At 61.1% G+C, this 23,116-nt stretch carries 18 protein-coding genes; 14 read left to right on the plus strand and 4 right to left on the minus strand.

Annotated elements, in window-relative coordinates:
- Positions 1-229: 229 nt before the first annotated feature.
- Positions 230-1,174, minus strand: a complete 945-nt coding sequence (locus F7R06_RS02920; RefSeq protein WP_090325863.1) for a GlxA family transcriptional regulator — start codon at positions 1,172-1,174, stop codon at positions 230-232.
- Positions 1,175-1,382: 208 nt separating this feature from the next.
- Here F7R06_RS02920 and F7R06_RS02925 point away from each other — a divergent pair, with 208 nt between their 5' ends.
- The 6 genes from F7R06_RS02925 to F7R06_RS02955 all read left to right on the plus strand — a co-directional run bounded on the left by F7R06_RS02925 (position 1,383) and on the right by F7R06_RS02955 (position 6,812).
- Positions 1,383-2,327: a choline ABC transporter substrate-binding protein gene (locus tag F7R06_RS02925; protein WP_090325866.1), complete on the plus strand. Its 945-nt coding sequence runs from the start codon at positions 1,383-1,385 to the stop codon at positions 2,325-2,327.
- An 89-nt stretch (positions 2,328-2,416) separates the two neighbouring features.
- The gene (gene cdhC, locus F7R06_RS02930; RefSeq protein ID WP_090325869.1) at positions 2,417-3,304 is read left to right on the plus strand and encodes a 3-dehydrocarnitine:acetyl-CoA trimethylamine transferase CdhC; all 888 of its coding nucleotides are present in this window, start codon (positions 2,417-2,419) and stop codon (positions 3,302-3,304) included.
- Positions 3,305-3,433: 129 nt separating this feature from the next.
- Positions 3,434-4,399 (plus strand): L-carnitine dehydrogenase, encoded by a 966-nt coding sequence (locus tag F7R06_RS02935; RefSeq protein ID WP_090325871.1) that lies wholly within the window; start codon positions 3,434-3,436, stop codon positions 4,397-4,399.
- A 124-nt stretch (positions 4,400-4,523) separates the two neighbouring features.
- Positions 4,524-5,000, plus strand: a complete 477-nt coding sequence (locus F7R06_RS02940; protein WP_090325874.1) for a thioesterase family protein — start codon at positions 4,524-4,526, stop codon at positions 4,998-5,000.
- A gap of 13 nt (positions 5,001-5,013) precedes the next feature.
- On the plus strand, positions 5,014-6,177 hold the full coding sequence (locus F7R06_RS02945) for a gamma-butyrobetaine dioxygenase (RefSeq protein WP_090325876.1): 1,164 nt from the start codon (positions 5,014-5,016) through the stop codon (positions 6,175-6,177).
- Between the two features lie 368 nt (positions 6,178-6,545).
- Positions 6,546-6,812 carry a hypothetical protein gene (locus F7R06_RS02955; protein ID WP_090327589.1) on the plus strand — a complete coding sequence of 89 codons (267 nt, stop codon included), beginning with the start codon at positions 6,546-6,548 and terminating at the stop codon, positions 6,810-6,812.
- A 155-nt stretch (positions 6,813-6,967) separates the two neighbouring features.
- Here the strand turns inward: F7R06_RS02955 and gbdR are convergent, their stop codons facing one another.
- Positions 6,968-8,071, minus strand: coding sequence for a choline metabolism transcriptional regulator GbdR (gene gbdR, locus F7R06_RS02965; protein ID WP_090325880.1), 1,104 nt, complete (start codon positions 8,069-8,071; stop codon positions 6,968-6,970).
- A 540-nt stretch (positions 8,072-8,611) separates the two neighbouring features.
- Entirely contained in the window at positions 8,612-9,988 is a 1,377-nt protein-coding gene (locus F7R06_RS02970; RefSeq protein ID WP_090325883.1) for an L-serine ammonia-lyase, read from the minus strand.
- A 436-nt stretch (positions 9,989-10,424) separates the two neighbouring features.
- On the opposite strand from F7R06_RS02970, the gene F7R06_RS02975 reads away from it, so the two are divergent.
- From F7R06_RS02975 to choV, 3 genes are all read left to right on the plus strand, one after another.
- Positions 10,425-11,372 carry a choline ABC transporter substrate-binding protein gene (locus tag F7R06_RS02975; RefSeq protein ID WP_090325885.1) on the plus strand — a complete coding sequence of 316 codons (948 nt, stop codon included), beginning with the start codon at positions 10,425-10,427 and terminating at the stop codon, positions 11,370-11,372.
- A 66-nt stretch (positions 11,373-11,438) separates the two neighbouring features.
- A complete protein-coding gene (gene choW / locus F7R06_RS02980; protein WP_090325888.1) occupies positions 11,439-12,284 on the plus strand; it encodes a choline ABC transporter permease subunit in 846 nt (281 codons plus the stop codon).
- Positions 12,281-13,459 carry a choline ABC transporter ATP-binding protein gene (gene choV / locus F7R06_RS02985; RefSeq protein ID WP_090325891.1) on the plus strand — a complete coding sequence of 393 codons (1,179 nt, stop codon included), beginning with the start codon at positions 12,281-12,283 and terminating at the stop codon, positions 13,457-13,459. Before choW ends, choV begins: the two co-directional genes overlap by 4 nt.
- 201 nt (positions 13,460-13,660) lie before the next feature.
- Here the strand turns inward: choV and F7R06_RS02995 are convergent, their stop codons facing one another.
- Positions 13,661-15,601 (minus strand): BCCT family transporter, encoded by a 1,941-nt coding sequence (locus F7R06_RS02995; RefSeq protein ID WP_245706755.1) that lies wholly within the window; start codon positions 15,599-15,601, stop codon positions 13,661-13,663.
- 378 nt (positions 15,602-15,979) lie between these two features.
- Here F7R06_RS02995 and betI point away from each other — a divergent pair, with 378 nt between their 5' ends.
- The 5 genes from betI (at position 15,980) to F7R06_RS03020 (ending at position 23,080) form a co-directional block, all read left to right on the plus strand.
- A complete protein-coding gene (gene betI, locus F7R06_RS03000; protein WP_090325896.1) occupies positions 15,980-16,573 on the plus strand; it encodes a transcriptional regulator BetI in 594 nt (197 codons plus the stop codon).
- 107 nt (positions 16,574-16,680) lie between these two features.
- The gene (gene betB / locus F7R06_RS03005; protein ID WP_090325899.1) at positions 16,681-18,153 is read left to right on the plus strand and encodes a betaine-aldehyde dehydrogenase; all 1,473 of its coding nucleotides are present in this window, start codon (positions 16,681-16,683) and stop codon (positions 18,151-18,153) included.
- Positions 18,154-18,333: 180 nt separating this feature from the next.
- Positions 18,334-20,034: a choline dehydrogenase gene (gene betA, locus F7R06_RS03010; RefSeq protein ID WP_090325901.1), complete on the plus strand. Its 1,701-nt coding sequence runs from the start codon at positions 18,334-18,336 to the stop codon at positions 20,032-20,034.
- 266 nt (positions 20,035-20,300) lie between these two features.
- On the plus strand, positions 20,301-21,743 hold the full coding sequence (locus F7R06_RS03015) for a TldD/PmbA family protein (RefSeq protein ID WP_090325904.1): 1,443 nt from the start codon (positions 20,301-20,303) through the stop codon (positions 21,741-21,743).
- The gene (locus F7R06_RS03020) at positions 21,743-23,080 is read left to right on the plus strand and encodes a TldD/PmbA family protein (RefSeq protein WP_090325906.1); all 1,338 of its coding nucleotides are present in this window, start codon (positions 21,743-21,745) and stop codon (positions 23,078-23,080) included. The genes F7R06_RS03015 and F7R06_RS03020 overlap by 1 nt, the downstream gene beginning before the upstream one ends.
- Positions 23,081-23,116 lie beyond the last annotated feature (36 nt).

The raw sequence follows: 23,116 nt of genomic DNA on the forward strand, positions 1-23,116 counted from the left end.
AAGGGCCGTCGGGCGCGATTCTCATCGAGGCGCAGGGTCGCCACCCAGACGCCGGATAGATGAAAGCAAGCCAAGCACGCATCGAAAACAGTATTGCAGAAATGGGGATATCCATAGATGTGGGAGCGGGCTTGCCCGCGATGGCAGCGTATCAGTCAGCATCAATGTTGAATGTGCCGGCCTCATCGCGGGCAAGCCCGCTCCCACAGTTTTTTCGGTGTTTTCAGAATCACGCTTTGGCAGTACGCCGGTCCTCCCGCGGACAGCGCTCATACTTCGCCCGATAACTACGGGTGAAATACGACGGCGACTCAAACCCGCAGGCAATGCTCACTTCCAGCACGCTCATGTCGGTCTGGCGCAGCAATTGCCGGGCCTTCTCCAGCCTCAAGCGCAGATAGAAATTGCTCGGTGTGTCGTTCAGGTGCAGGCGAAACAGCCGTTCGAGCTGACGCCGGGTGACTTTGATCGATTCCGCCAGTTCCAGCGTGCTCAGCGGCGGTTCGCTGTGCTGTTCCATTTCGCCGATCACGTGCACCAGTTTCTTGTTACTGATGCCATATCGGGTGGCGACCTCCATACGCTGGTGGTCTTTGCGCGGGCGGATGCGGCCGAGCACGAACTGTTCGCTGACCTGAATCGCCAGCTCCGGGCCGTGGGCCTGAGCGATCAGGTCGAGCATCAGATCGATGGAGGCCGTGCCGCCCGCCGACGTGATGCGCCGTCGGTCGATCTCGAACAGCTCCTGGGTGACGCTGAGCTGCGGATAGGATTCCTTGAAGGCGTCGATGGCTTCCCAGTGCAGGGTCAGGCGATGGCCGTCGAGCAGGCCCGCTTGCGCGAGGATGAAACTGCCGGTGTCGATGGCGCCGAGGGTCACGCCTTCGTTGTCCAGCCGTCGCAGCCAATGCTCCAGCGTCGGGGTCGCGAACTTCAGCGGTTCGAAACCGGCGACCACTAACAGGGTCGCGCCTTTTTTCAGCGGCTCCAGCGCCGCATCGGCGTTGACCGACATGCCGTTGCTGGCCAGCACTGCCCCGCCATCGGCGCTCAATACATGCCACCGATACAACTCGCCGCGAAAGCGATTGGCGACCCGCAATGGCTCGATGGCCGAGATAAATCCAATGGCCGAGAAGCCCGGCATCAACAAGAAATAGAAATCCTGGGACATGGAGCGCACTCGGTTGGCGGAAACGAGAGGGCGGACAGCGTGTTGATGTTGATACGCCACTTACCAGCGGCATTCAAGAGCACAGGTCGCTGCAGTGCAAGAGCTGGTCGCCGCAGTGCGCTTTCATGGCGCCCTGGGTGCGTAACTTGGCATCACCGGCGCGTCAGACGCCGGAACTCACAATAACGAACTGCCGAGGAAACCTGAGATGAAACGACTGATCAGCAGCTGTGTTCTTGCACTCAGCGGTACCGCTTTGCTGAGCGCCAGTGTCATGGCCGCCGAACCCGCCGCATGCCAGAACGTGCGCATGGGTGTGGTGAACTGGACCGACGTGATCGCCACCAGCGCCATGACCCAGGTATTGCTCGATGGCCTCGGCTACAACACCAAACAAACCAGCGCCTCCCAGCAAATCATTTTTGCCGGGATCCGTGATCAGCGCCTCGACCTGTTCCTGGGTTACTGGAACCCGCTGATGACCCAGACCATCACCCCGTTCGTCCAGGCCAACCAGGTCAAGGTACTTGAGGCACCCAGCCTGGAAGACGCACGCGCCACCCTGGCCGTGCCCACCTACCTCGCTGACAAGGGCCTGAAAACCTTCGCCGACATCGCCAAGTTCGAAAAAGAACTGGGCGGCAAAATCTACGGCATCGAGCCAGGCTCGGGCGCCAACACCCAGATCAAGGCGATGATCGCCAAGAACCAGTTCGGCCTCGGCAAGTTCCAGTTGGTCGAGTCCAGCGAAGCCGGCATGCTCGCCGCGGTGGATCGCGCCGTGCGTCGCAATGAAGCCGTGGTCTTCTTCGGTTGGGCGCCGCACCCGATGAACGTCAACGTCAAGATGACCTACCTGACCGGCAGCGACGACGCCCTCGGCCCGAACGAAGGCAAGGCCACCGTCTGGACCGTCACCGCGCCAAAATATGCCGAGCAGTGCCCAAACATTGGTCGCCTGCTGACCAATCTGAAATTCACCGCCGAAGACGAGAGCCGCATGATGCAGCCGCTGCTCGATCATAAGGACGCCTTGGAATCCGCCAAGCAATGGCTCAAGGATCACCCGCAAGACAAGCAACGCTGGCTTGAAGGCGTCACCACCTTCGATGGCAAACCGGCTGCTCAGAATCTTCAACTGACCAGCAAATGACTCACCCGTAACACGACCTGAATCGAACCACCGATTCGCAGCCCGAAAGGGCTGCGGACAGACCAATCACGCCTGCAAGGAACCACCTCATGAACCACGACGTCATCATCACCTGCGCACTCACCGGTGCTGGCGACACGACCGCCAAGAGCCCACATGTGCCGGTCACCCCGAAACAAATCGCCGCTGCCGCCGTGGAAGCCGCCAAGGCCGGCGCCACCGTGGTTCACTGCCACGTTCGCGACCCTGAAACCGGCAAGTTCAGCCGTGATGTGGCGCTGTACCGCGAGGTGATGGAGCGCATTCGCGAAGCCGACGTCGACATCATCGTCAACCTGACCGCCGGCATGGGCGGCGACCTGGAAATCGGCGCTGGCGAGAACCCGATGGAGTTCGGCCCGAACACCGACCTGGTCGGCCCGCTGACCCGTCTGGCTCACGTAGAAGAACTGCTGCCGGAAATCTGCACCCTCGATTGCGGCACCCTGAATTTCGGCGACGGCGACACCATTTACGTCTCCACCCCCGCGCAACTGCGCGCTGGCGCCAAACGCATTCAAGAGCTGGGCGTGAAGGCCGAGCTGGAAATTTTCGACACCGGTCACTTGTGGTTCGCCAAACAAATGATCAAGGAAGGCCTGCTCGACAACCCGCTGTTCCAGCTCTGCCTGGGCATCCCATGGGGCGCGCCGGCTGACACCACCACCATGAAGGCCATGGTCGACAACCTGCCGGCCGATGCGGTGTGGGCCGGTTTCGGCATCGGTCGCATGCAAATGCCGATGGCCGCTCAAGCGGTGCTGCTCGGCGGCAACGTGCGAGTCGGTCTGGAAGACAACCTGTGGCTGGACAAGGGCGTGCTGGCGACCAACGGCCAACTGGTCGAACGCGCTACGGAAATCCTCAGCCGCCTCGGTGCCCGCGTGCTCACCCCGGCTGAAGGCCGCAAGAAAATGGGCCTGACCCAGCGCGGATAACCCCTCTTTTTCCCCTGTAGGAGCGAGCTTGCTCGCGAAAAAGGTACAGCCGACGCCACTCAGCGCCTGGAATACCATCGCGAGCAGGCTCACTCCTACAAGGATCACCGAACTATTCAGGAAGTTGCCATGAGCTTTATCACCGATATCAAAACTTTCGCCGCCCTGGGCAGCGGTGTCATCGGCAGCGGTTGGGTGTCCCGCGCCCTCGCCCACGGTCTCGACGTTGTCGCCTGGGACCCGGCGCCCGGCGCCGAGGCAGCCCTGCGCAAACGCGTTGCCAACGCCTGGGGCGCGCTGGAAAAACAAGGCCTGGCCCCTGGCGCCTCACAGGATCGTCTGCGCTTTGTCGCGACCATCGAGGAATGCGTTCGCGACGCCGATTTCATCCAGGAAAGCGCCCCGGAACGCCTGGAACTGAAACTGGAACTGCACAGCAAAATCAGCGCCGCGGCCAAGCCCGACGCATTGATCGGCTCCAGCACCTCCGGCCTGTTGCCGAGCGAGTTCTACGAGAGCGCCACGCACCCGGAACGCTGCGTGGTCGGCCATCCGTTCAACCCGGTTTACCTGCTGCCATTGGTCGAAGTGGTCGGCGGCAAAAACACCGCGCCTGAAGCGGTGCAAGCGGCGATGAAAGTCTATGAATCCCTCGGCATGCGCCCGTTGCACGTACGCAAGGAAGTGCCGGGCTTCATCGCTGACCGCTTGCTCGAAGCGCTGTGGCGCGAGGCGCTGCACCTGGTCAACGACGGCGTCGCAACCACCGGCGAAATCGACGACGCGATCCGTTTCGGCGCGGGCCTGCGCTGGTCGTTCATGGGCACCTTCCTGACCTACACCCTGGCCGGCGGCGATGCCGGCATGCGCCACTTCATGGCACAGTTCGGCCCGGCGTTGCAGTTGCCATGGACCTACCTGCCAGCGCCGGAGCTGACCGACAAGCTGATCGATGACGTGGTCGATGGCACCAGCGAGCAATTGGGCAAACACAGCATTTCGGCGCTGGAGCGCTATCGCGATGACTGCCTGCTGGCGGTGCTGGAGGCGGTGAAGACCACCAAAGAGAAGCATGGGATGGCATTTGCCGAATAATGAGCCCCGCAGGTCTGGCCCCTTCGCGAGCAGGCTCGCTCCCACAGGTTTGCGCTGTCCTTGTGGGAGCGAGCCTGCTCGCGAAAGCGGCGGTCCAGTCACCACCAACATTGGAACCGGAATCATGCCCACCCTCACCACCTACCAAACCAGAATCATCCCCGACTGGGTCGACTACAACGGCCACCTGCGCGACGCCTTCTACCTGCTTATCTTCAGCTACGCTACCGATGCGCTGATGGATCGCCTGGGGCTCGACAGCAACAGCCGCGAAGCCAGCGGCAACTCGTTGTTTACCCTGGAGCTGCACCTCAACTACCTGCACGAAGTGAAGCTCGACGCCGAGGTCGAAGTGCACACGCAGATCATCGGCCACGACAGCAAACGCCTGCACCTCTATCACAGCCTGCATATTGTGGGTGACGACAAGGAACTGGCGGGCAACGAGCAAATGCTGCTGCACGTCGACCTCGCCGGGCCGCGTTCCGCGCCGTTCAGCGAAGACACCCTGGGTCGCCTGCAAGCCATCGTCGCCGAACAAACCGACCTGCCCACCCCCGAGTACATTGGCCGAGTGATCGCGTTACCCCCAAAAAAATAACAAGGAGATCGCCATGAACACCGCCGCCGCTTTCGCCGACTTCCGTACTTATCCGTTGATCAGCGCGCTGAAGGGCGTGCAGGTCATGGCCGATCATGTTCTGGTGAAGTGGGCCGACAACCGCCTCAGCCCGTTTCATCATCAATGGCTACGGGACAACTGCCCCTGCCCGCAATGCGTCTACACCGTCACCCGTGAGCAAGTACTGGAGATTGTCGACGTCCCGGAACAGCTGGTACCCGCAGAGGCCGGCGTCGATGCCGAAGGCTGCCTGTGCGTGCAGTGGCAAGATGGCCACCTCAGTCGCTTCGACCCTGGCTGGCTGCGCGCCCACGCGTATGACGACGAATCCCGTGCCGAGCGTCAGGCCGGCAAACCGAAAGCCAGGCTCTGGCACAGCGATCTGCAACTGCCTGTGTTCGACTATGAGGCGCTGATGCAAGACAACCAGGCCTTGTTGCAATGGCTGCTGGCAGTGCGCGATGTCGGCCTGACCCAGGTCCGTGGCGTGCCCACCGAACCCGGCTCATTGAAGTTGATCGCGCAGCGTATTTCGTTCATCCGCGAAAGCAATTTCGGTGTGCTGTTCAACGTGCAATCCAAGGCCGATGCCGACAGCAACGCCTACACCGCTTTCAACCTGCCGCTGCACAGTGATTTGCCGACCCGAGAGCTGCAACCGGGGCTGCAGTTCCTGCATTGCCTGGTCAACGACGCCGAGGGGGGCGAGAGCATTTTTGTCGACGGCTTTGCCATCGCCGAGGCGTTACGCGAGGAAGATCCGCAAGCCTTTCAAAGCCTCTGCGAAATCCCGGTGGAATTTCGCAACAAGGACCGCCACAGCGACTACCGCTGCCTCGCGCCGATCATCGCCCTGAACGCTTGCGGGCAGGTGTCGGAAATCCGCATGGCCAACTTTTTGCGCGGCCCGTTCGATGCCTCGGTGGAACAAATGCCCCGGCTGTATCGGGCCTATCGGCGCTTTATTGCGATGACGCGCGAACCCCGGTTCCGCTTGATGCAAAGGCTCAATCCCGGCGAACTCTGGTGCTTCGACAACCGCCGCACCCTGCACGCCCGCAATGCCTTCGACCCCGCCACCGGCGCCCGGCATTTCCAAGGTTGCTATGTGGACCGCGATGAGTTGCTGTCGCGCATCCTCGTGTTACAGCGTTAAACCGCGTCATCGTTCATCGCGAGCAGGCTCGCTCCCACATGGGGTACGCGATCCTCTGTGGGAGCGAGCCTGCTCGCGATGGCGTCCGCACAAGCAACACAAGAACCAGGATTCATGGACCAAAAAAAACCCCGATCAAGCCGTGACAAGATCGAGGCAGAAGGTACTGTTGAGGAGCTGCGCGCGAGGGTGACCAAACCTTCGTGAAGCCAGCTGATTCCAGTTTGCCGACTCCCTTGACCGGCAAGTTAGCCGAAAACGACCTGTTCATAGCCATTGCGGCCATCGCGACAAATCGCCCTTGCCGCCACCCTGCACCCCTACCAGAATCGAGCCACGACACCGTTCCCAGAAGAAGGATTTGCGTCATGATGCACGCCGATTTGATTGACCAGGAAGACCTGTTGGGTCAGCTCAAGGCATTGGGCTTCCAAGCGCCCAATGGCGCGACCGCCGACCAGGCTTGCGAATGTGCGGTACGAGGTTTGAACAACGAGCGGGCGATCGTGCTGCGCACGATGGTCAAGCAGATGTACACCAGCGGCGCGACCATCCTGCCGGCCGTGCGTCAGGCCATCGACAGGCAATTGCTGCCGGCGTTGGCGGAGTATCAGCAGAGCCATCGCGCCCGATAGGCGACCTGCAAATACTCTGTGGCGAGGGAGCTTGCTCCCGCTCGAGCGCGAAGCGGTCGCAAAACCGGCGAATGCGATTATTCTGAAAACCGCATCCGCCGATCCAGGGGGCCGCTTCGCAGCCCAGCGGGAGCAAGCTCCCTCGCCACAGTGGTTTAGAGCCTTACGCTGGCAAACGTCGACTCGTTGCGCGCCTGACTCAGCGCCGACAACGGCCCGGACAACGGCGACAGCACCAGCGCTTGCGGCAGCGGCATCATCGCCACTTGCTGGGTGGTATTGGAGCCTACGCGCTCGTCACGCGGCGGAATGCCGAAGTATTCGCGGTAGCACTTGGAGAAGTGCGGCGTGGACACGAAGCCACAGACCGACGCCACTTCGATGATCGACATCGGCGTTTGCTTGAGCAGCTGCCGTGCACGGATCAGGCGCAGTTTCAGGTAGTAACGCGACGGCGAGCAGTGCAGGTACTTCTGGAACAGCCGCTCCAGTTGACGACGGGACACGGCGACATACACCGCCAGTTCGTCCAGGTCGATCGGCTCTTCGAGGTTGGCCTCCATCAACGCGACGATTTCCTGCAATTTCGGCTGGTTGGTGCCGAGCATGTGCTTGAGCGGCACGCGCTGGTGATCCTGTTCGTTGCGGATGCGTTCGTAGACGAACATCTCCGAAATCGCAGCCGACAGTTCGCGACCGTGATCGCGGCTGATCAGGTGCAGCATCATGTCCAGCGGCGCGGTGCCACCGGAGCTGGTGAAGCGGTTACGGTCGAGGGTGAACAGACGCGTACTCATGGCCACACGCGGGAAAGCTTCCTGCATCGCGGCCAGGCATTCCCAGTGCACGCTGCAGTCGAAACCGTCCAGCAAGCCGGCGCACGCCAGTGCCCAGCTGCCGGTGCAGACCGCACCGAGGCGACGGGACTGACGCGCCTGGCTCTGCAGCCATGACACGTGTTCGCGGGTAACAGTGCGTTGAATACCGATGCCGCCGCAGACGATCACGGTGTCCATTGGCGGGGCTTTGTGCATGGAGGCGTCGGGAGTGATCTGCAGACCGTCACTGGCCCAGACCTGACCGCCATCGACGGTGAGAGTGGTCCAGCGATACAGCTCGCGACCGGACAATTGGTTGGCCATTCGCAGAGGCTCCACTGCGGAAGCCAGGGAAATCAGCGTGAAATTGTCCAGCAGCAGAAAGCCGATGGATTGAGGCGCACGGTTCTGGGGTTGGGCCCCGGAGTTGAACGACGTCATCGCGGTATCTCCTCACACAAAGCGGGTGATGGCCTCAGGCGGAGGCTCTTGTTATTGCCATCGTTCTCGCGTGGGAGACGGGCTTTGTAATGACAGAGCAAATGCCATGCCTAAATTTGAATGCGCGTTCAATAACTCCTAAAAACGACGTCGGAATGTGTCTGCATATGACGCGCGGCGAGTAGGGATTAAGAGGCCATCGGGCCGGACAAGTGCGCTGCCCCGTTGCGTGTGAGCAAATCGGTAGCACTTGTGGGAACAGGGCTGAAACGATACGGGGAAGAGTGTCACCGCAGGCACAGGTGACAGGCGGTCAGGGTCCCTGGCGATCCCTGACCCTGAGGTCATGATTTACCTGTTTGCGACGCGCCAAAAGGTGGCGCGTTTTCGATCGGGTGTTCATTTAGCGCGCAGTTTTGACTGATCTGGCGCTATCGCTGGCAAGCCAGCTCCCATACTGATTTGTGGTGTGAGCCAGATATCAGACACACCGAAGAACCTGTGGGAGCTGGCTTGCCAGCGATTGGGCTCGACACGGTCTCAGCACTCTACAGCGCTGACCGCCAACCCGCCCCGCGATGTTTCCTTATATTTGTCATGCATGTCGGCACCGGTATCGCGCATGGTGCGGATCACCCGATCCAGCGAGATGAAATGCTGACCATCGCCGCGCAAGGCCATCTGTGCCGCGTTGATCGCTTTCACCGCGGCAATCGCGTTGCGCTCGATGCACGGCACCTGCACCAGCCCGCCTACCGGGTCACAGGTCAAGCCAAGGTTATGTTCCAGGCCGATTTCCGCTGCGTTGCACAGTTGCTCCGGCGTGGCGCCGAGGATTTCCGCCAACCCGGCCGCCGCCATGGCACAGGCCGAACCGACCTCCCCCTGGCAACCGACTTCGGCACCGGATATCGAAGCGTTCTTCTTGCACAGAATCCCGACCGCAGCGGCCCCAAGGAAGTAGTCGACGACATTGGCGTCGGTCACGTCTTCGCTGAACTTCATAAAGTAGTGCAACACCGCCGGAATGATCCCCGCCGCGCCATTGGTCGGCGCCGTGACCATGCGCCCGCCGGCCGCGTTTTCTTCGTTGACCGCCAGGGCGAACAGGTTGACCCACTCCATGGCACTGAGCGTCGAGCCGATCACGTTGGGTTTGTTCAATTCCTGCAAGCTGCGATGCAGCTTGGCCGCGCGCCGGCGCACATTCAGGCCACCAGGCAGGATGCCTTCGTGCTTGAGGCCGTGATCCACGCAATCCTGCATGGCACGCCAGAGCTTCATCAAACCGCTGCGAATCTCTTCTTCACTGCGCCAGACCTTCTCGTTGGCCATCATTAATTCAGCCACGCGCAGGTCGTGCTTTTTGCACAGTTCCAACAGCTCGGCGGCGCTGGAGAAGTCGTAAGGCAATACGGTGCTGTCGAGGTCGACGACACCGCTGGATGCCTGGGCCTCATCGACGACAAAGCCACCGCCGACCGAATAGTAGGTGTCGCGATGCAGCTCGCCATGATCGTCTTCGACAATCAGGGTCATGGCGTTGGGATGGAACGGCAGGTTCTCGTCGATCAGGCGCATGTCCCGGTCCCAGATAAAAGGCACCGACAGGCGACCGTCGAGCAACAGCGTGTGGGTTTCACGCAGGGTGGCGATGCGAATGCCGATTTGCGACGGATCGATCGCATCCGGCCATTCGCCCATCAGCCCCATGATCACCGCATTGTCGCTGCCGTGGCCGATGCCTGTGGCCGACAACGAACCGAAAAGCTGAACTTCGACGCGCCGCACTTGCTCCAGCAATCCGCGCTCACGCAAACCTTGCACGAACAGCGCCGCTGCCCGCATAGGGCCCACGGTATGCGAACTGGAAGGGCCGATGCCGATTTTGAACAGGTCGAAAACACTGATAGCCATTACTGCCGGACTCCTGGATGTGCCAACTCCAGGCGCAAAAGCGCCCGGTGACGGAGCTGCTACGCTCAAGCTGCAATCCGTCGGGATGGCCGCATCATCAGGCTTTTAATTTGTCGTTCGACGTCTCACACCGACGCACTCATGCTCACGAACGCCGCGTGTCTTTTACGTCGTGTTTTCGCCGTTTTTTTGCGACACGCAGGGGGAAATCGGGCTGAAAAAAGCTGTAAGCGACGTCACTGACACTGGATGCGACCCTCCCTGTACTGGTTACGACGCACCCTGTAGGCGTCAGATTTTCACTGGTACATGATCGTATCGACTCGATTGCAAGGCGCCGTGGTAGAGCTGTCTCCAAAACGCCATCCAACCGCAACCCATAAGTGCGGTGGTCCCAGTCGGAACACTGCCAAAAAAAACACCAAGGAGTCCATCCATGAAAGGTTCCCCGTCGTTGTTGTTGGCCGCCATGCTTAGTCTGCCGCTCCTGGCGCAAGCCGCCGAGCCGGCACAATGCAGTACCGTAAACTTCTCCGATGTCGGTTGGACCGATATCACCGCAACAACCGCCACCACCAGCGTCGTACTCGATGCCTTGGGCTACAAGACCAAGACCACAATGATTTCCGTGCCGGTGACCTACAAGTCCCTGGCCGACGGCAAGAACATGGATGTTTTCCTGGGGAACTGGATGCCGACCATGGAAAACGACATCAAGGCCTACCGCGATGCCGGCACCGTGGATACCGTGCGCACCAACCTCAAAGGCGCCAAATACACCCTGGCGGTACCACAGGCCCTGTATGACAAAGGCCTGCATGACTTCGCCGACATCGCCAAGTTCAAGAAAGAGCTCGACGGCAAGATTTACGGGATCGAGCCGGGTAATGACGGTAACCGTCTGATCCAGAGTATGATCGACAAGAACGCCTTCGGCCTCAAAGACGCCGGTTTCAAAGTGGTCGAATCCAGTGAAGCCGGCATGCTCTCGCAGGTCGACCGCGCGCAGAAACGCGACACCGCCGTGGTGTTCCTCGGCTGGGCTCCTCACCCGATGAACAAGCGTTTCAAAATCCAATACCTCACCGGCGGCGACGATTATTTCGGCCCGGATTTCGGTGCAGCAACCGTCCTGACCAATACCCGCAAGGGGTACACCCAGGAATGCAGCAACGTGGGTCAGTTGCTGAAGAATCTGGAGTTCACTGTCGACATGGAAAGCACCCTCATGGGCAACATCCTGGACGACAAGATGAAGCCTGAAGCGGCCGCCAAGGCCTGGCTGAAAAAGAATCCACAGGTGCTCGATACCTGGCTCGCTGGCGTGACCACCATTGACGGTAAACCAGGCCTGGAGGCCGTGAAAGCCAAGCTCGCGCAGTAATCGCTTACGCCGGGCGGGCTAGCCCGCCCGGGCTGTTTATTTCCTTGCATGCGGACGTTCACTACCATGCTGATTGATCAGAAAATCCCCTTAGGCCAGTACATCGCGGGCTTCGTTGAATGGCTGACGAAACACGGCGCCAGCACCTTCGACGCAATCGCCGTGACACTGGAAACGATGATCCACGGCGTGACATTTGCGCTGACCTGGTTCAACCCGCTGGCATTGATCGGCCTGATTGCACTACTAGCACACTTCATCCAGCGCAAATGGGGCCTGACCGTATTCGTCATTGCCTCCTTTCTGCTGATCCTCAATCTGGGGTACTGGCAGGAAACCATGGAAACCCTCGCCCAGGTGATGTTCGCCACCCTGGTCTGCGTGGTCATCGGCGTCCCCCTGGGTATCGTCGCCGCGCACAAACCGATGTTCTACACGCTGATGCGTCCGGTACTCGATCTGATGCAGACCGTACCGACCTTCGTGTACCTCATTCCTACCCTGACCCTCTTCGGTCTGGGTGTGGTCCCGGGTCTGATTTCGACGGTGGTGTTCGCGATTGCCGCGCCCATCCGCCTGACCTACCTGGGTATCCGCGATGTTCCGGAAGAATTGATGGACGCCGGCAAGGCCTTTGGCTGCTCGCGACGTCAACTGCTCTCGCGAATCGAACTGCCCCACGCCATGCCAAGCATCGCGGCCGGTATCACCCAGTGCATCATGCTGTCGTTGTCGATGGTGGTGATCGCGGCACTGGTGGGCGCCGATGGCCTGGGCAAACCGGTGGTCAACGCACTGAATACCGCTGATATCGCCCTGGGCTTCGAAGCCGGCCTGGCGATCGTACTGCTGGCGATCATGCTCGACCGTATCTGCAAACAACCCGAAGCCAAAGTAGGGGGTGACGCATGAGCATTATTCGCTTCGATAACGTCGACGTTATCTTCTCCAAGGATCCACGCGAGGCACTCAAGCTGCTGGATCAAGGCATGACCCGCAACGAGATCCTGAAAAAGACCGGGCAGATCGTGGGGGTCGAAAAGGCCAGCCTGGACATCGAAAAAGGTGAAATCTGCGTACTGATGGGCCTGTCCGGCTCCGGCAAGTCCAGTCTGTTGCGCTGCATCAACGGCCTCAACACCGTCAGCCGCGGCAAGCTGTTCGTCGAGCATGAAGGCAAGCAGATCGACATTGCGTCCTGTACCCCGGCGGAACTGAAAATGATGCGCACCAAGCGCATCGCGATGGTGTTCCAGAAGTTCGCCCTGATGCCTTGGCTGACGGTGCGCGAGAACATCAGCTTCGGCCTCGAAATGCAGGGTCGTCCCGAGAAGGAACGACGCAAGCTGGTGGACGAAAAGCTTGAGCTGGTGGGCCTGACCCAGTGGCGCAACAAGAAACCCAACGAGCTGTCCGGTGGCATGCAACAACGCGTGGGCCTGGCCCGCGCCCTGGCGATGGACGCCGACATTCTGCTGATGGACGAACCGTTCTCGGCCCTCGACCCGCTGATCCGCCAAGGCCTGCAGGACGAACTGCTGGAACTGCAACGCAAGCTGAGCAAAACCATCGTGTTCGTGAGCCACGACCTCGATGAAGCCCTGAAGCTCGGTAGCCGTATCGCGATCATGAAAGACGGCCGGATCATCCAGTACAGCGTGCCGGAAGAGATCGTGCTGAACCCGGCGGATGACTACGTGCGGACCTTCGTGGCCCACACCAACCCGCTGAACGTACTGTGCGGTCGCAGCCTGATGCGCACCCTGGACAACTGCAAGCGCATCAACGGTTCGGTGTGCCTCGATCCGGGCGGCGACTCCTGGCTGGACCTGGCCGAAGGCAACACCATCAAGGGTGCACGCCAGAACGGCTCGGTTCTGGACCTGCAGAACTGGGTACCGGGTCAGGCGGTTGAAGGGTTGGGTCGTCGACCAACGCTGGTGGATTCGAACATCGGCATGCGCGATGCGCTGCAGATTCGTTATCAGACCGGCAACAAACTGGTGCTGCACGACAACAACCATGTGGTCGGGATTCTCGGCGACAGCGAGCTGTACCACGCGCTGCTCGGCAAGAACCTGGGGTAAGGCAACAGACACAAAAACGCCGCGAGAGAATCGCGGCGTTTTTGTTGGTGCATAGAACCTGTGGAAAAACCTGTGGGAGCGAGCTTGCTCGCGATGAGGGCGGAACATTCAGCCTAAGTGTTGACTGACCCACCGCCATCGCGAGCAAGCTCGCTCCCACAGGGATTGCGGTGCAGCTACTCGCACCGCATCCCTCAAGCCTTAGCTATACACCCGGCCAAGGAGCTGCCGATGGCTTTCAAACTGGTCGAGCACGTCACGGGTGATCTGATCCTGGGTGAAGCCCATCAAGTCGTAGTCCTGGCTGCCGTTGTGCAGGTACACCTCGGCACGGTAGTAACGCTGACGCGATTCATCGGACTGAGCCGACTCGGTTGGCGTGGCCAGGTAGCCGTCCAGGCTCACTTCGTAGACAAACGGGTTGCCCTCTTCCATCTCCACCCGTACGCCCATGCAACGCTTGGACTTGCCCAGCAGCGTCTGCACTTGCAGGCCCTGGGCACGCATTTGCGCCGTCGCATCCTGCAACGCCGGGCTCACATGCTTGTCCATGAAACGCTGCACGACAGACTGGCTCGGTTGCAGGTCCAGTTGCGTCAAACGCTCGCTGAAACCACGACGACCACGCGCCGCCAGCTCGGCTTGTTCCTGTTCGATCTGCACGTCCTGGCGCATGGCCTTGTGCAAGCCGAACATGAAGAACACCAGCACCACCGAGAACGGCAGGCCGGCCAGCACCACCATGGTTTGCATGGCCTCGAAGTTACCGGCAAACAGCAGACCGATGGTCACCAGGGTGATCACCACCGACCAGAAGATCCGCAACCAGTGCGGGGCGTCTTCGTCGACGTTACCGCCCTTGCACGAAAGGTTGGCCATCATCACCGCGCCGGAGTCCGCCGGGGTCAGGAACAACACGAAACCGACAAAGATCGACACGCCGATCACGACTTTCGACGCCGGGTAATGCTCCAGCAACTGGTAGATAGCCATGGACGGCTGTTCCAGCGCCGTCTTGCCGAGCTCCACCGCACCGTGGTTCATCACCAGGTCCAGCGCCGAGTTACCGAAAATCGACAGCCACGCCAGGGTGAAACCCAACGGAATCAGCAGTACGCCGGCCACCATCTCACGCACCGTGCGACCACGGGAGATACGCGCGACGAACATGCCCACGAATGGTGCCCAGGAAATCCACCAGGCCCAGTAGAACAGGGTCCACAGGCCCAGCCAGCGGTCGGACTTCTCTGTGTCGCCTTCGTACACATAGAGGTCGAAGGTTTTCAGCACCACGCCGTTCAGGTAATCACCGACGTTCTGCACAAAACCATTGAGCAAGTGCAGGGTCGGGCCGAACAGCAGCACGAAAATCAGCAGGCCGCTGAACAGCACGATGTTCAGGTTGGACAGGCGACGGATGCCGTTTTCCACGCCCGACACCGCAGCAATGGTCGCCACCGTGCTCATCACGATGATCACGATCAGCAGGTTGGTGTTGCTGTGTTCCATGCCGAACAGGTTTTCAAGGCCCGACGACACTTGCAGCGAACCAATCCCCAGGTTGGTCACCAGACCCAACAGGGTCACGAACATGCCAAAGCCGTCCACCGCATGACCGGCCGCACCCTTGACCCATCGCTCGCCCACCAGCGGATACAACGCCGAACGCAACGCCAGTGGCTGGTTATGCCGATAGGCAAAGTACGCCACGGCCAGGCCGACCAGCGCATAGATCGCCCAGCCGTGCAGGCCCCAGTGCAGGAACGTCAGCTGAACCGCCTGACGCGCGGCGAGGTTGCTGCCCGCCACGCCTTCCGGCGGGTTGAAATAATGGTCCAGCGGCTCGGAAGCGCCGAAGTACAACAGCGAAATGCCGATGCCCGACGAGAACAGCATCCCCGCCCAGGCGCCGTAGCTGAAGTCCGGGGTATCGTCCTTGCTGCCGAGCTTGAGCTTGCCGTAGGACGAAAACGCCAGGCCAACGACAAAAATCAGGTAGGCGGCGATCACCACCATGTAGTACCAGCCGAAGCTGCGGGACAACCAGGCCTGCGCCGTACCGAGCATTCTGCCGGCCTCTTGCGGGGCGATGATCAGAATGGCGGTCAACAACAGAATCAACGCGGTAGAGGTGTAGAACACCCAACCGTTGACCGTCACCTTCTCGGGTGGGGTCTTTATTAGCGAGGCAGAACTCATGGCACAGATGCTCCGGGCAGTGCGAGAGAAGAACGCAAGGCAGTGTGTTACCCGACCAATCGGTTAGTGGGCAGCCGACCGGTGGGTGATATAAAGACACGCCGAAAAAGCCCGAAGCCCTGCAGACGCCAGCGCGTACAGGATTCGAGCGTTTTCGGATGTCGGTTTGACGCCATTTACATGTAGGAAAAATCTGTAAGCAGCGACGAATTGTCGCAGATCTTATTCTTTGTTGATTGAACGTTCAATCAAAACAAAATAGACTGGCCTCAGCCCGGTGGTCGTTCTTCGTCCGCCGGAAGGCCTAAGGAGATGTGCAAGATGCCCAAGGTCGGTATGCAACCCATCCGCCGCCAGCAGTTGATCGAAGCCACTTTGCAGGCTGTCGATCAGGTCGGTATGGGGGACGCCAGCATTGCGCTGATCGCCCGTTTGGCCGGTGTCTCGAATGGCATCATCAGTCACTACTTTCAGGACAAGAACGGCCTGATCGCCGCCACGATGCGGTATCTGATGAGCGTCCTGAGCGAGAACGTCACCCTGCGCCGCCAAGCGCTGGCAGACGACAGCCCCCGGGCACATCTGCAGGTGATCATCGAAGGCAACTTCGACGCCAGCCAGGTCAATGGCCCGGCAATGAAAACCTGGCTGGCCTTCTGGGCCACCAGCATGCACCAGCCGTCTTTGCACAGGTTGCAGCGGATCAACGATCACCGTCTGTATTCCAACCTGTGCTGCCAGTTCCGCCGTGTGTTGCCGCTCGATCAAGCGCGCAGCGCCGCCCGTGGCCTGGCAGCCCTCATTGACGGGTTGTGGTTGCGCGGCGCGTTGTCGGGAGACGCTTTCGACACCGAGCAGGCGCAACAGATCGCTTACGAATACATGGATATCCAATTGGCCAAGCAGGTGAGTTAGAGCACACATAACCGCTCGACCCCTGAACCGCCACCGACCAGCGACGCCAAGGCTCCACGGCACGCCCGGTGGTTAACGCCAACCACTTATGCTCTTGCGAGGACTATATGGCCCGTTTCGAACTGCAAAAACTCTACATCGATGGCGCGTACTCCGACGCCAGCAGCGACGCCACTTTCGAAGCCATCAACCCGGCTAACGGTGAAGTCCTCGCAACCGTACAGCGCGCAACCAAGGAAGACGTCGAGCGCGCGGTGGTCAGCGCTGAAAAGGGTCAGAAAATCTGGGCGGCAATGACCGCGATGGAGCGTTCGCGCATCCTGCGTCGCGCCGTGGAAATCCTGCGTGAGCGCAATGACGAGCTGGCCGCCCTGGAAACCCTGGACACCGGCAAGGCATATTCCGAAACCCGTTACGTCGACATCGTCACCGGCGCTGACGTGCTGGAGTACTACGCCGGCCTGGTGCCTGCCATCGAAGGCGAGCAGATCCCGCTGCGCACCACTTCGTTCGTCTACACCCGTCGCGAGCCGCTGGGCGTCGTGGCCGGTATCGGCGCGTGGAACTACCCGATTCAGATCGCCCTGTGGAAATCCGCGCCAGCCCTCGCGGCCGGTAACGCGATGATCTTCAAGCCTAGCGAAGTCACATCCCTGACGACCCTGAAACTGGCCGAGATCTACACCGAGGCAGGCGTTCCGGCTGGCGTATTCAACGTCCTGACCGGCAGCGGCCGCGAAGTCGGCACCTGGCTGACCGAGCACCCACGCATCGAAAAAGTTTCGTTCACCGGCGGCACCGACACCGGCAAGAAAGTCATGGCCAGCGCTTCGAGCTCTTCGCTCAAGGACGTGACCATGGAGCTGGGCGGCAAATCCCCGCTGATCATCTGCGACGACGCCGACCTCGATCGCGCCGCCGACACCGCAATGATGGCCAACTTCTACAGCTCCGGTCAGGTCTGCACCAACGGCACCCGCGTATTCGTGCCGAGCCACCTCAAAGCCGCCTTCGAAGCCAAGATCGTTGAGCGCGTTGCGCGCATTCGCGTCGGCAATCCGCAAGATGAAAACACCAACTTCGGCCCGCTGGTCAGCTTCGCCCACATGGAAAGCGTGCTGGGCTACATCGCCAAGGGCAAGGAAGAAGGTGCCCGCCTGCTGTGCGGCGGCGAGCGTCTGACCGACGGCGAATTCGCCAAGGGCGCGTTCGTCGCGCCGACCGTATTCACTGACTGCACCGACGACATGACCATCGTCCGTGAAGAAATCTTTGGCCCGGTGATGGCGATCCTCACCTACGAAACCGAAGAAGAAGTGATCCGTCGCGCCAACGACACCGACTTCGGCCTGGCCGCCGGTATCGTCACCCGCGACCTGAACCGCGCCCACCGCGTGATTCATCAACTGGAAGCCGGTATCTGCTGGATCAACGCCTGGGGCGAATCCGACGCCAAGATGCCGGTTGGCGGCTACAAGCAGTCGGGTGTGGGTCGTGAGAACGGCATCAGCTCGCTGAACAACTTCACCCGCATCAAATCGGTACAGGTCGAGCTGGGCGATTACGTCTCGGTGTTCTAAGACCCGAGTCCTGTATTGCTTGCCGGGCCGTCATCGCTGGCAAGCCAGCTCCCACAGGTTTGGTGTCGCCCACCAAATCTGTGGCAGCCCCCAATCCTTGTGGGAGCTGGCTTGCCAGCGATTCGAGTGCGCAGCACTCGCCTGGGTCCGACCTGACCACATCTAAAGAGGGTGCATTCAATGTCCCAAGAATTCGATTACATCATCATCGGTGCCGGCTCGGCCGGTAACACCCTGGCGACCCGTCTGACTGAAGACGAAGGCGTCACCGTCCTGCTGCTCGAAGCGGGCGGCCCGGACTACCGTTCCGACTTCCGCACGCAGATGCCGGCCGCCCTGGCGTTCCCGCTGCAAGGCCGTCGCTACAACTGGGCCTACGAAACCGATCCGGAACCCCACATGGACGGTCGTCGCATGGAGTGCGGGCGCGGCAAGGGCCTGGGCGGTTCTTCGCTGATCAACGGCATGTGCTACATCCGCGGCAACGCCATGGACTACGACGGCTGGGCCAAACTGCCAGGCCTGGAAGACTGGACCTACCTGGACTGCCTGCCGTATTTCCGCAAAGCCGAAACCCGCGACATCGGCCCCAACGATTACCACGGTGGCGACGGCCCGGTCAGCGTGACCACGCCCAAAGCCGGCAACAACCCACTGTTCCACGCCATGGTTGAAGCCGGCGTGCAGGCCGGTTACCCGCGCACCGAAGACTTGAACGGCTACCAGCAGGAAGGTTTCGGCCCGATGGACCGTACCGTGACGCCGAAGGGCCGTCGCGCCAGTACCGCGCGCGGCTACCTGGACATCGCCAAGAAGCGTTCGACCCTGACCATCGTCACCCACGCCCTGACCGACAAGATCCTGTTCGAAGGCAAGCGTGCGGTCGGCGTGCGTTACCTGGTCGGCGCCGCCGAAGAGCGCGTCGAGGTCAAGGCACGCAAGGAAGTGCTGCTGTGCTCCGGCGCCATCGCCTCGCCGCAGATCCTGCAACGCTCCGGTGTCGGCCCGGCCGCACTGCTGAAAAAGCTCGATATTCCGGTGGTCCACGACCTGCCGGGCGTCGGTGAAAACCTGCAGGACCACCTGGAGCTGTACCTGCAATACGCGTGCACCCAACCGGTCTCGCTGTACCCGTCGCTGCTGTGGTGGAACCAGCCGGCCATTGGTGCCGAATGGCTGTTCAACGGCACCGGCATCGGCGCCAGCAACCAGTTCGAAGCCGGCGGTTTCATCCGCACCCGTCCGGAATTCGAGTGGCCGAACATCCAGTACCACTTCCTGCCGGTAGCGATTAACTACAACGGCAGCAACGGTGTGAAAGAGCACGGCTTCCAGGCGCACATGGGCTCCATGCGTTCGCCGAGCCGTGGTCGCATCCAGGCCAAGTCCAAGGACCCACGCCAGCACCCGAGCATCCTGTTCAACTACATGGCCACCGAGCAGGACTGGCAGGAATTCCGCGACGGCATCCGCCTGACCCGCGAAATCATGCAACAGCCGGCACTGGACGCCTTCCGTGGCCGCGAAATCAGCCCCGGCATCGAAGTGCAAACCGACGAGCAACTGGACAAGTTCATCCGCGAGCACGCCGAAACCGCGTTCCACCCATCCTGCTCGTGCAAGATGGGCACCGACGAGATGGCCGTGGTCGATGGCGAAGGTCGCGTGCACGGCCTGCAGGGCCTGCGTGTGGTCGATGCCTCGATCATGCCGATCATCACCACCGGCAACCTCAACGCGCCAACGATCATGATCGCCGAGAAAATCGCCGACAAAATCCGCGGTCGCAAGCCGCTGCCGCGCAGCAAGGCTGCCTACTACGTCGCCGGCGATGCGCCGGTCAAGGGCAAGCCGCTGCGTGAAGTAGGCCAGACGGCGTAAGGCGTAGAACTGCGCCGCTTCCATCGCGGGCAAGCCCGCTCCCACAAGGTTATGCGTCGATTTTGAAATCACGCGAATCCTGTGGGAGCGGGCTTGCCCGCGATGAGGCCGGGCAAACCAGTACATATTTTCCTGCCAGACACAGCAATCCCCTCCCGCACCGCTCCAACCTTGATCCCACCCCCCGCACAGGCCTACTCTAGCGCCACGCAAACGTTTCACCCTCCCCTCGCAACATCGATGCTCCACACCAAGGAGGTTCCCGAATGTTCGATTTCCATCCCCAGCTCAAGCAGCGTTTTGCTGCCTTGCGCACGGGCGCTGAATTCTTTTCCCTGCGTTATGTGCGCGAGTCCGGTCAGTACCTGTCGGTGCGAAAGAACGTCGCCGAACCGCCGAGCCTGAGCCGTGACGAAGGCGCGATGCTGACGGTGCGGGTCAACGGTGTCGAAGCCTACGCCGCCACCAACGACCTGTCGCAACAGGGCCTGCAAGCCGCCCTCGAACGTGCCGAACAGCAAGCTCGCCGCCTCAAGCCCCACGCCTTGCTGGACCTGCGCGAACATGCCGTGTCGAGTGCTTGCGCCGATTACTTTTCGCCGAACCTCGACCAGCCGTTCCCGTCCCTGAGCGACTGCTACCAGTTGCTCGGCGACGAGTCCGCCGCCGTGCCCAAGGACGAGCGCCTGGTGAACTGGCAGGTGAGCATCGGCATCACCCATGTCGAGCAGATCTACCTCAACAGCGCCGGCGCCGAATTGCGTCAGGCTCAACGCTTCGTCTACCCCGGCCTCGACGTCACCGCCTACGACGGCAACGACAGCCAGACCCGCAGCCTCGGTCGCGAGAACTTCGGCCAACAAGGTGGCGCCGACGTTATCAGCCGTTGCGGCCTGGTCGGTGCCGGGCCGACCGTCGCCGACCAGGCGCTGCAATTGCTGCTGGCGCCGAACACGCCCCAAGGCCCGCGCGATCTGCTGCTGATGCCTGACCAGATGATGCTGCAGATCCATGAATCCATCGGCCACCCGCTGGAGCTGGATCGCATCCTCGGTGACGAACGCAATTACGCGGGCACCAGCTTCGTCAAAGCCGAAGACTTCGGCCGCCTGCAATACGGCTCGAAACTGCTCAACGTGACCTTCGACCCGGACATCCCCGAACAACTCGCCAGTTACGGCCATGACGACGATGGCAGCGCCGCCAGCAAACAGTTCCTGATCCGTGAAGGCCTGCTGCTGCGGCCATTGGGTGGCGCGTTGTCGCAATTCCGCGCCGGCCTGGAAGGCGTCGCCAACAGCCGCGCCTGCGGCTGGAACCGCCCGCCGATCGACCGCATGGCCAACCTCAACATCGAGCCTGGCGATCAGCCGCTGGAGCAACTGGTTGGCAACATTGAGCACGGCATCTTGATGAGCACCAACCGCTCGTGGTCCATCGACGATGCACGCAACAAGTTCCAGTTCGGCTGCGAATGGGGCCAGTTGATTGAAAACGGCGAACTCAAGGGCGTGGTGAAAAACCCGAATTACCGGGCGATTTCCGCGCAGTTCTGGAAGAGCCTCAACGCTGTCGGCGATGCCAGCACCTTCGAGGTGCTCGGCACCCCCAACTGCGGCAAAGGCGAACCGAATCAGGTGATCCGCGTCGGCCATGCCTCGCCGGCCTGTGTGTTCAGCCATGTGGATGTGTTCGGAGGAGACGCCTGATGAGTCCATCGAAAACCCAGGCCGAGTCGTTCAAGGCATTGGTCGCCGGTTTGCGTGAAGCCCTGCGCGAACCGGAACAGTTCACCCTCAGTTATGCCGCCGAGTCGTCGGCTTTCGTCCGTTTCAACCACGCCAAGGTGCGCCAGTCCGGTCAAGTGCAGCAGGCAAGCATCGGTTTGAAATTGATCAACGAGGGTCGTCATGCGGATTTGCACATCACCCTGGCTGGCGACCCCGACGTCGACTTGCAGCGTCTGTCCGAAGGCCTGCAACAGCTGCGGGAAACCTTGCCGCTGCTGCCGCAGGACCCGTATCTGCTGCTGAACTACAACAGCTGGCAGAGCAAGAACGTGCAGGAGCATCCGCTGCCGGACACCGAGCAAGTGGTCGCTGAAATCGCTCAAGCCGCGCAAGGCCTGGATCTGGTCGGTTTCTATGCCGCCGGTCACATCAGCCGTGGCTTTGCCAGCTCCTCCGGCGCCTTCGGCTGGCATCAGGCCAACAGTTTCAATTTCGATTTCAGCCTGTTTCATGAAAACGGCCAGGCGGTGAAAGCCAGCTACGCCGGGCACGACTGGAGCAGCGAAGGCTTCGCCAGGCGCTTCCGGCAGGCCCGCGAGCAGCTTGAGTTCCTGGGCCGCCCCTTGCGCACCTTGGCGCCGGGCCAGTACCGCGCCTATCTTGCGCCAGCCGCATTGGAAGAGATCATGAGCATGCTGTGCTGGGGCGGTTTTTCGGCGCAGTCGATTGCCAGCAAAAACAGCCCGCTGCAGAAGCTCTACGGGGGCGACCAGGCGTTCAGCCCGCAGGTCTCGCTGGACGAAAAGGTCAGCGGCTCGTTGAGCCCGGCGTTCTCCGACGAAGGCTATCCGCGCAGTGATCTCAAGTTGATTGTCGAGGGCAAGGCCGGGGCGCAATTGGTGGGTTCTCGCAGTGCCGCCGAATATGGCCTGACCGCCAACGGCGCCAGCGGCGGCGAATCACCCAGTGCCTTGAACATGAAGGGCGGCGTGCTGCCTGAATCGGAAATCCTCAAGGAGCTGGGCACCGGCTTGTACATCAGCAACCTGTGGTACCTGAACTACTCGGACCAACCGGCGGCGCGCCTGACCGGCATGACCCGGTTTGCGACGTTCTGGGTCGAAAACGGCGAGATTCAGGCACCGGTCAGCACCATGCGTTTCGACGACAGCGCCTTCAGCCTGCTCGGTTCGCAGTTGGAGGCGTTGACCCAGGAACGCGAGATGCTGTTATCGGCCAGTACCTACAGCCAGCGGGCCACGGCTTCGGCGTTGTTGCCGGGGGCGCTGGTCAGCAAACTTACCTTGACCCTGTAAAAGCGCAAAACCCTGTAGGAGCGAGCCTGCTCGCGA

The sequence above is a fragment of the Pseudomonas moorei genome, from assembly GCF_008801475.1.
GTDB lineage: Bacteria > Pseudomonadota > Gammaproteobacteria > Pseudomonadales > Pseudomonadaceae > Aquipseudomonas > Aquipseudomonas moorei.

What these genes read in the sequence shown, in the direction of transcription:
- F7R06_RS02920 (WP_090325863.1), bottom strand. Translation starts at nt 1,174, where the DNA reads ATGTCCCAGGATTTCTATTTCTTGTTGATGCCGGGCTTCTCGGCCATT.
- F7R06_RS02925 (WP_090325866.1), top strand. Translation starts at nt 1,383, where the DNA reads ATGAAACGACTGATCAGCAGCTGTGTTCTTGCACTCAGCGGTACCGCT.
- cdhC (WP_090325869.1), top strand. Translation starts at nt 2,417, where the DNA reads ATGAACCACGACGTCATCATCACCTGCGCACTCACCGGTGCTGGCGAC.
- F7R06_RS02935 (WP_090325871.1), top strand. Translation starts at nt 3,434, where the DNA reads ATGAGCTTTATCACCGATATCAAAACTTTCGCCGCCCTGGGCAGCGGT.
- F7R06_RS02940 (WP_090325874.1), top strand. Translation starts at nt 4,524, where the DNA reads ATGCCCACCCTCACCACCTACCAAACCAGAATCATCCCCGACTGGGTC.
- F7R06_RS02945 (WP_090325876.1), top strand. Translation starts at nt 5,014, where the DNA reads ATGAACACCGCCGCCGCTTTCGCCGACTTCCGTACTTATCCGTTGATC.
- F7R06_RS02955 (WP_090327589.1), top strand. Translation starts at nt 6,546, where the DNA reads ATGATGCACGCCGATTTGATTGACCAGGAAGACCTGTTGGGTCAGCTC.
- gbdR (WP_090325880.1), bottom strand. Translation starts at nt 8,071, where the DNA reads ATGACGTCGTTCAACTCCGGGGCCCAACCCCAGAACCGTGCGCCTCAA.
- F7R06_RS02970 (WP_090325883.1), bottom strand. Translation starts at nt 9,988, where the DNA reads ATGGCTATCAGTGTTTTCGACCTGTTCAAAATCGGCATCGGCCCTTCC.
- F7R06_RS02975 (WP_090325885.1), top strand. Translation starts at nt 10,425, where the DNA reads ATGAAAGGTTCCCCGTCGTTGTTGTTGGCCGCCATGCTTAGTCTGCCG.
- choW (WP_090325888.1), top strand. Translation starts at nt 11,439, where the DNA reads ATGCTGATTGATCAGAAAATCCCCTTAGGCCAGTACATCGCGGGCTTC.
- choV (WP_090325891.1), top strand. Translation starts at nt 12,281, where the DNA reads ATGAGCATTATTCGCTTCGATAACGTCGACGTTATCTTCTCCAAGGAT.
- betI (WP_090325896.1), top strand. Translation starts at nt 15,980, where the DNA reads ATGCCCAAGGTCGGTATGCAACCCATCCGCCGCCAGCAGTTGATCGAA.
- betB (WP_090325899.1), top strand. Translation starts at nt 16,681, where the DNA reads ATGGCCCGTTTCGAACTGCAAAAACTCTACATCGATGGCGCGTACTCC.
- betA (WP_090325901.1), top strand. Translation starts at nt 18,334, where the DNA reads ATGTCCCAAGAATTCGATTACATCATCATCGGTGCCGGCTCGGCCGGT.
- F7R06_RS03015 (WP_090325904.1), top strand. Translation starts at nt 20,301, where the DNA reads ATGTTCGATTTCCATCCCCAGCTCAAGCAGCGTTTTGCTGCCTTGCGC.
- F7R06_RS03020 (WP_090325906.1), top strand. Translation starts at nt 21,743, where the DNA reads ATGAGTCCATCGAAAACCCAGGCCGAGTCGTTCAAGGCATTGGTCGCC.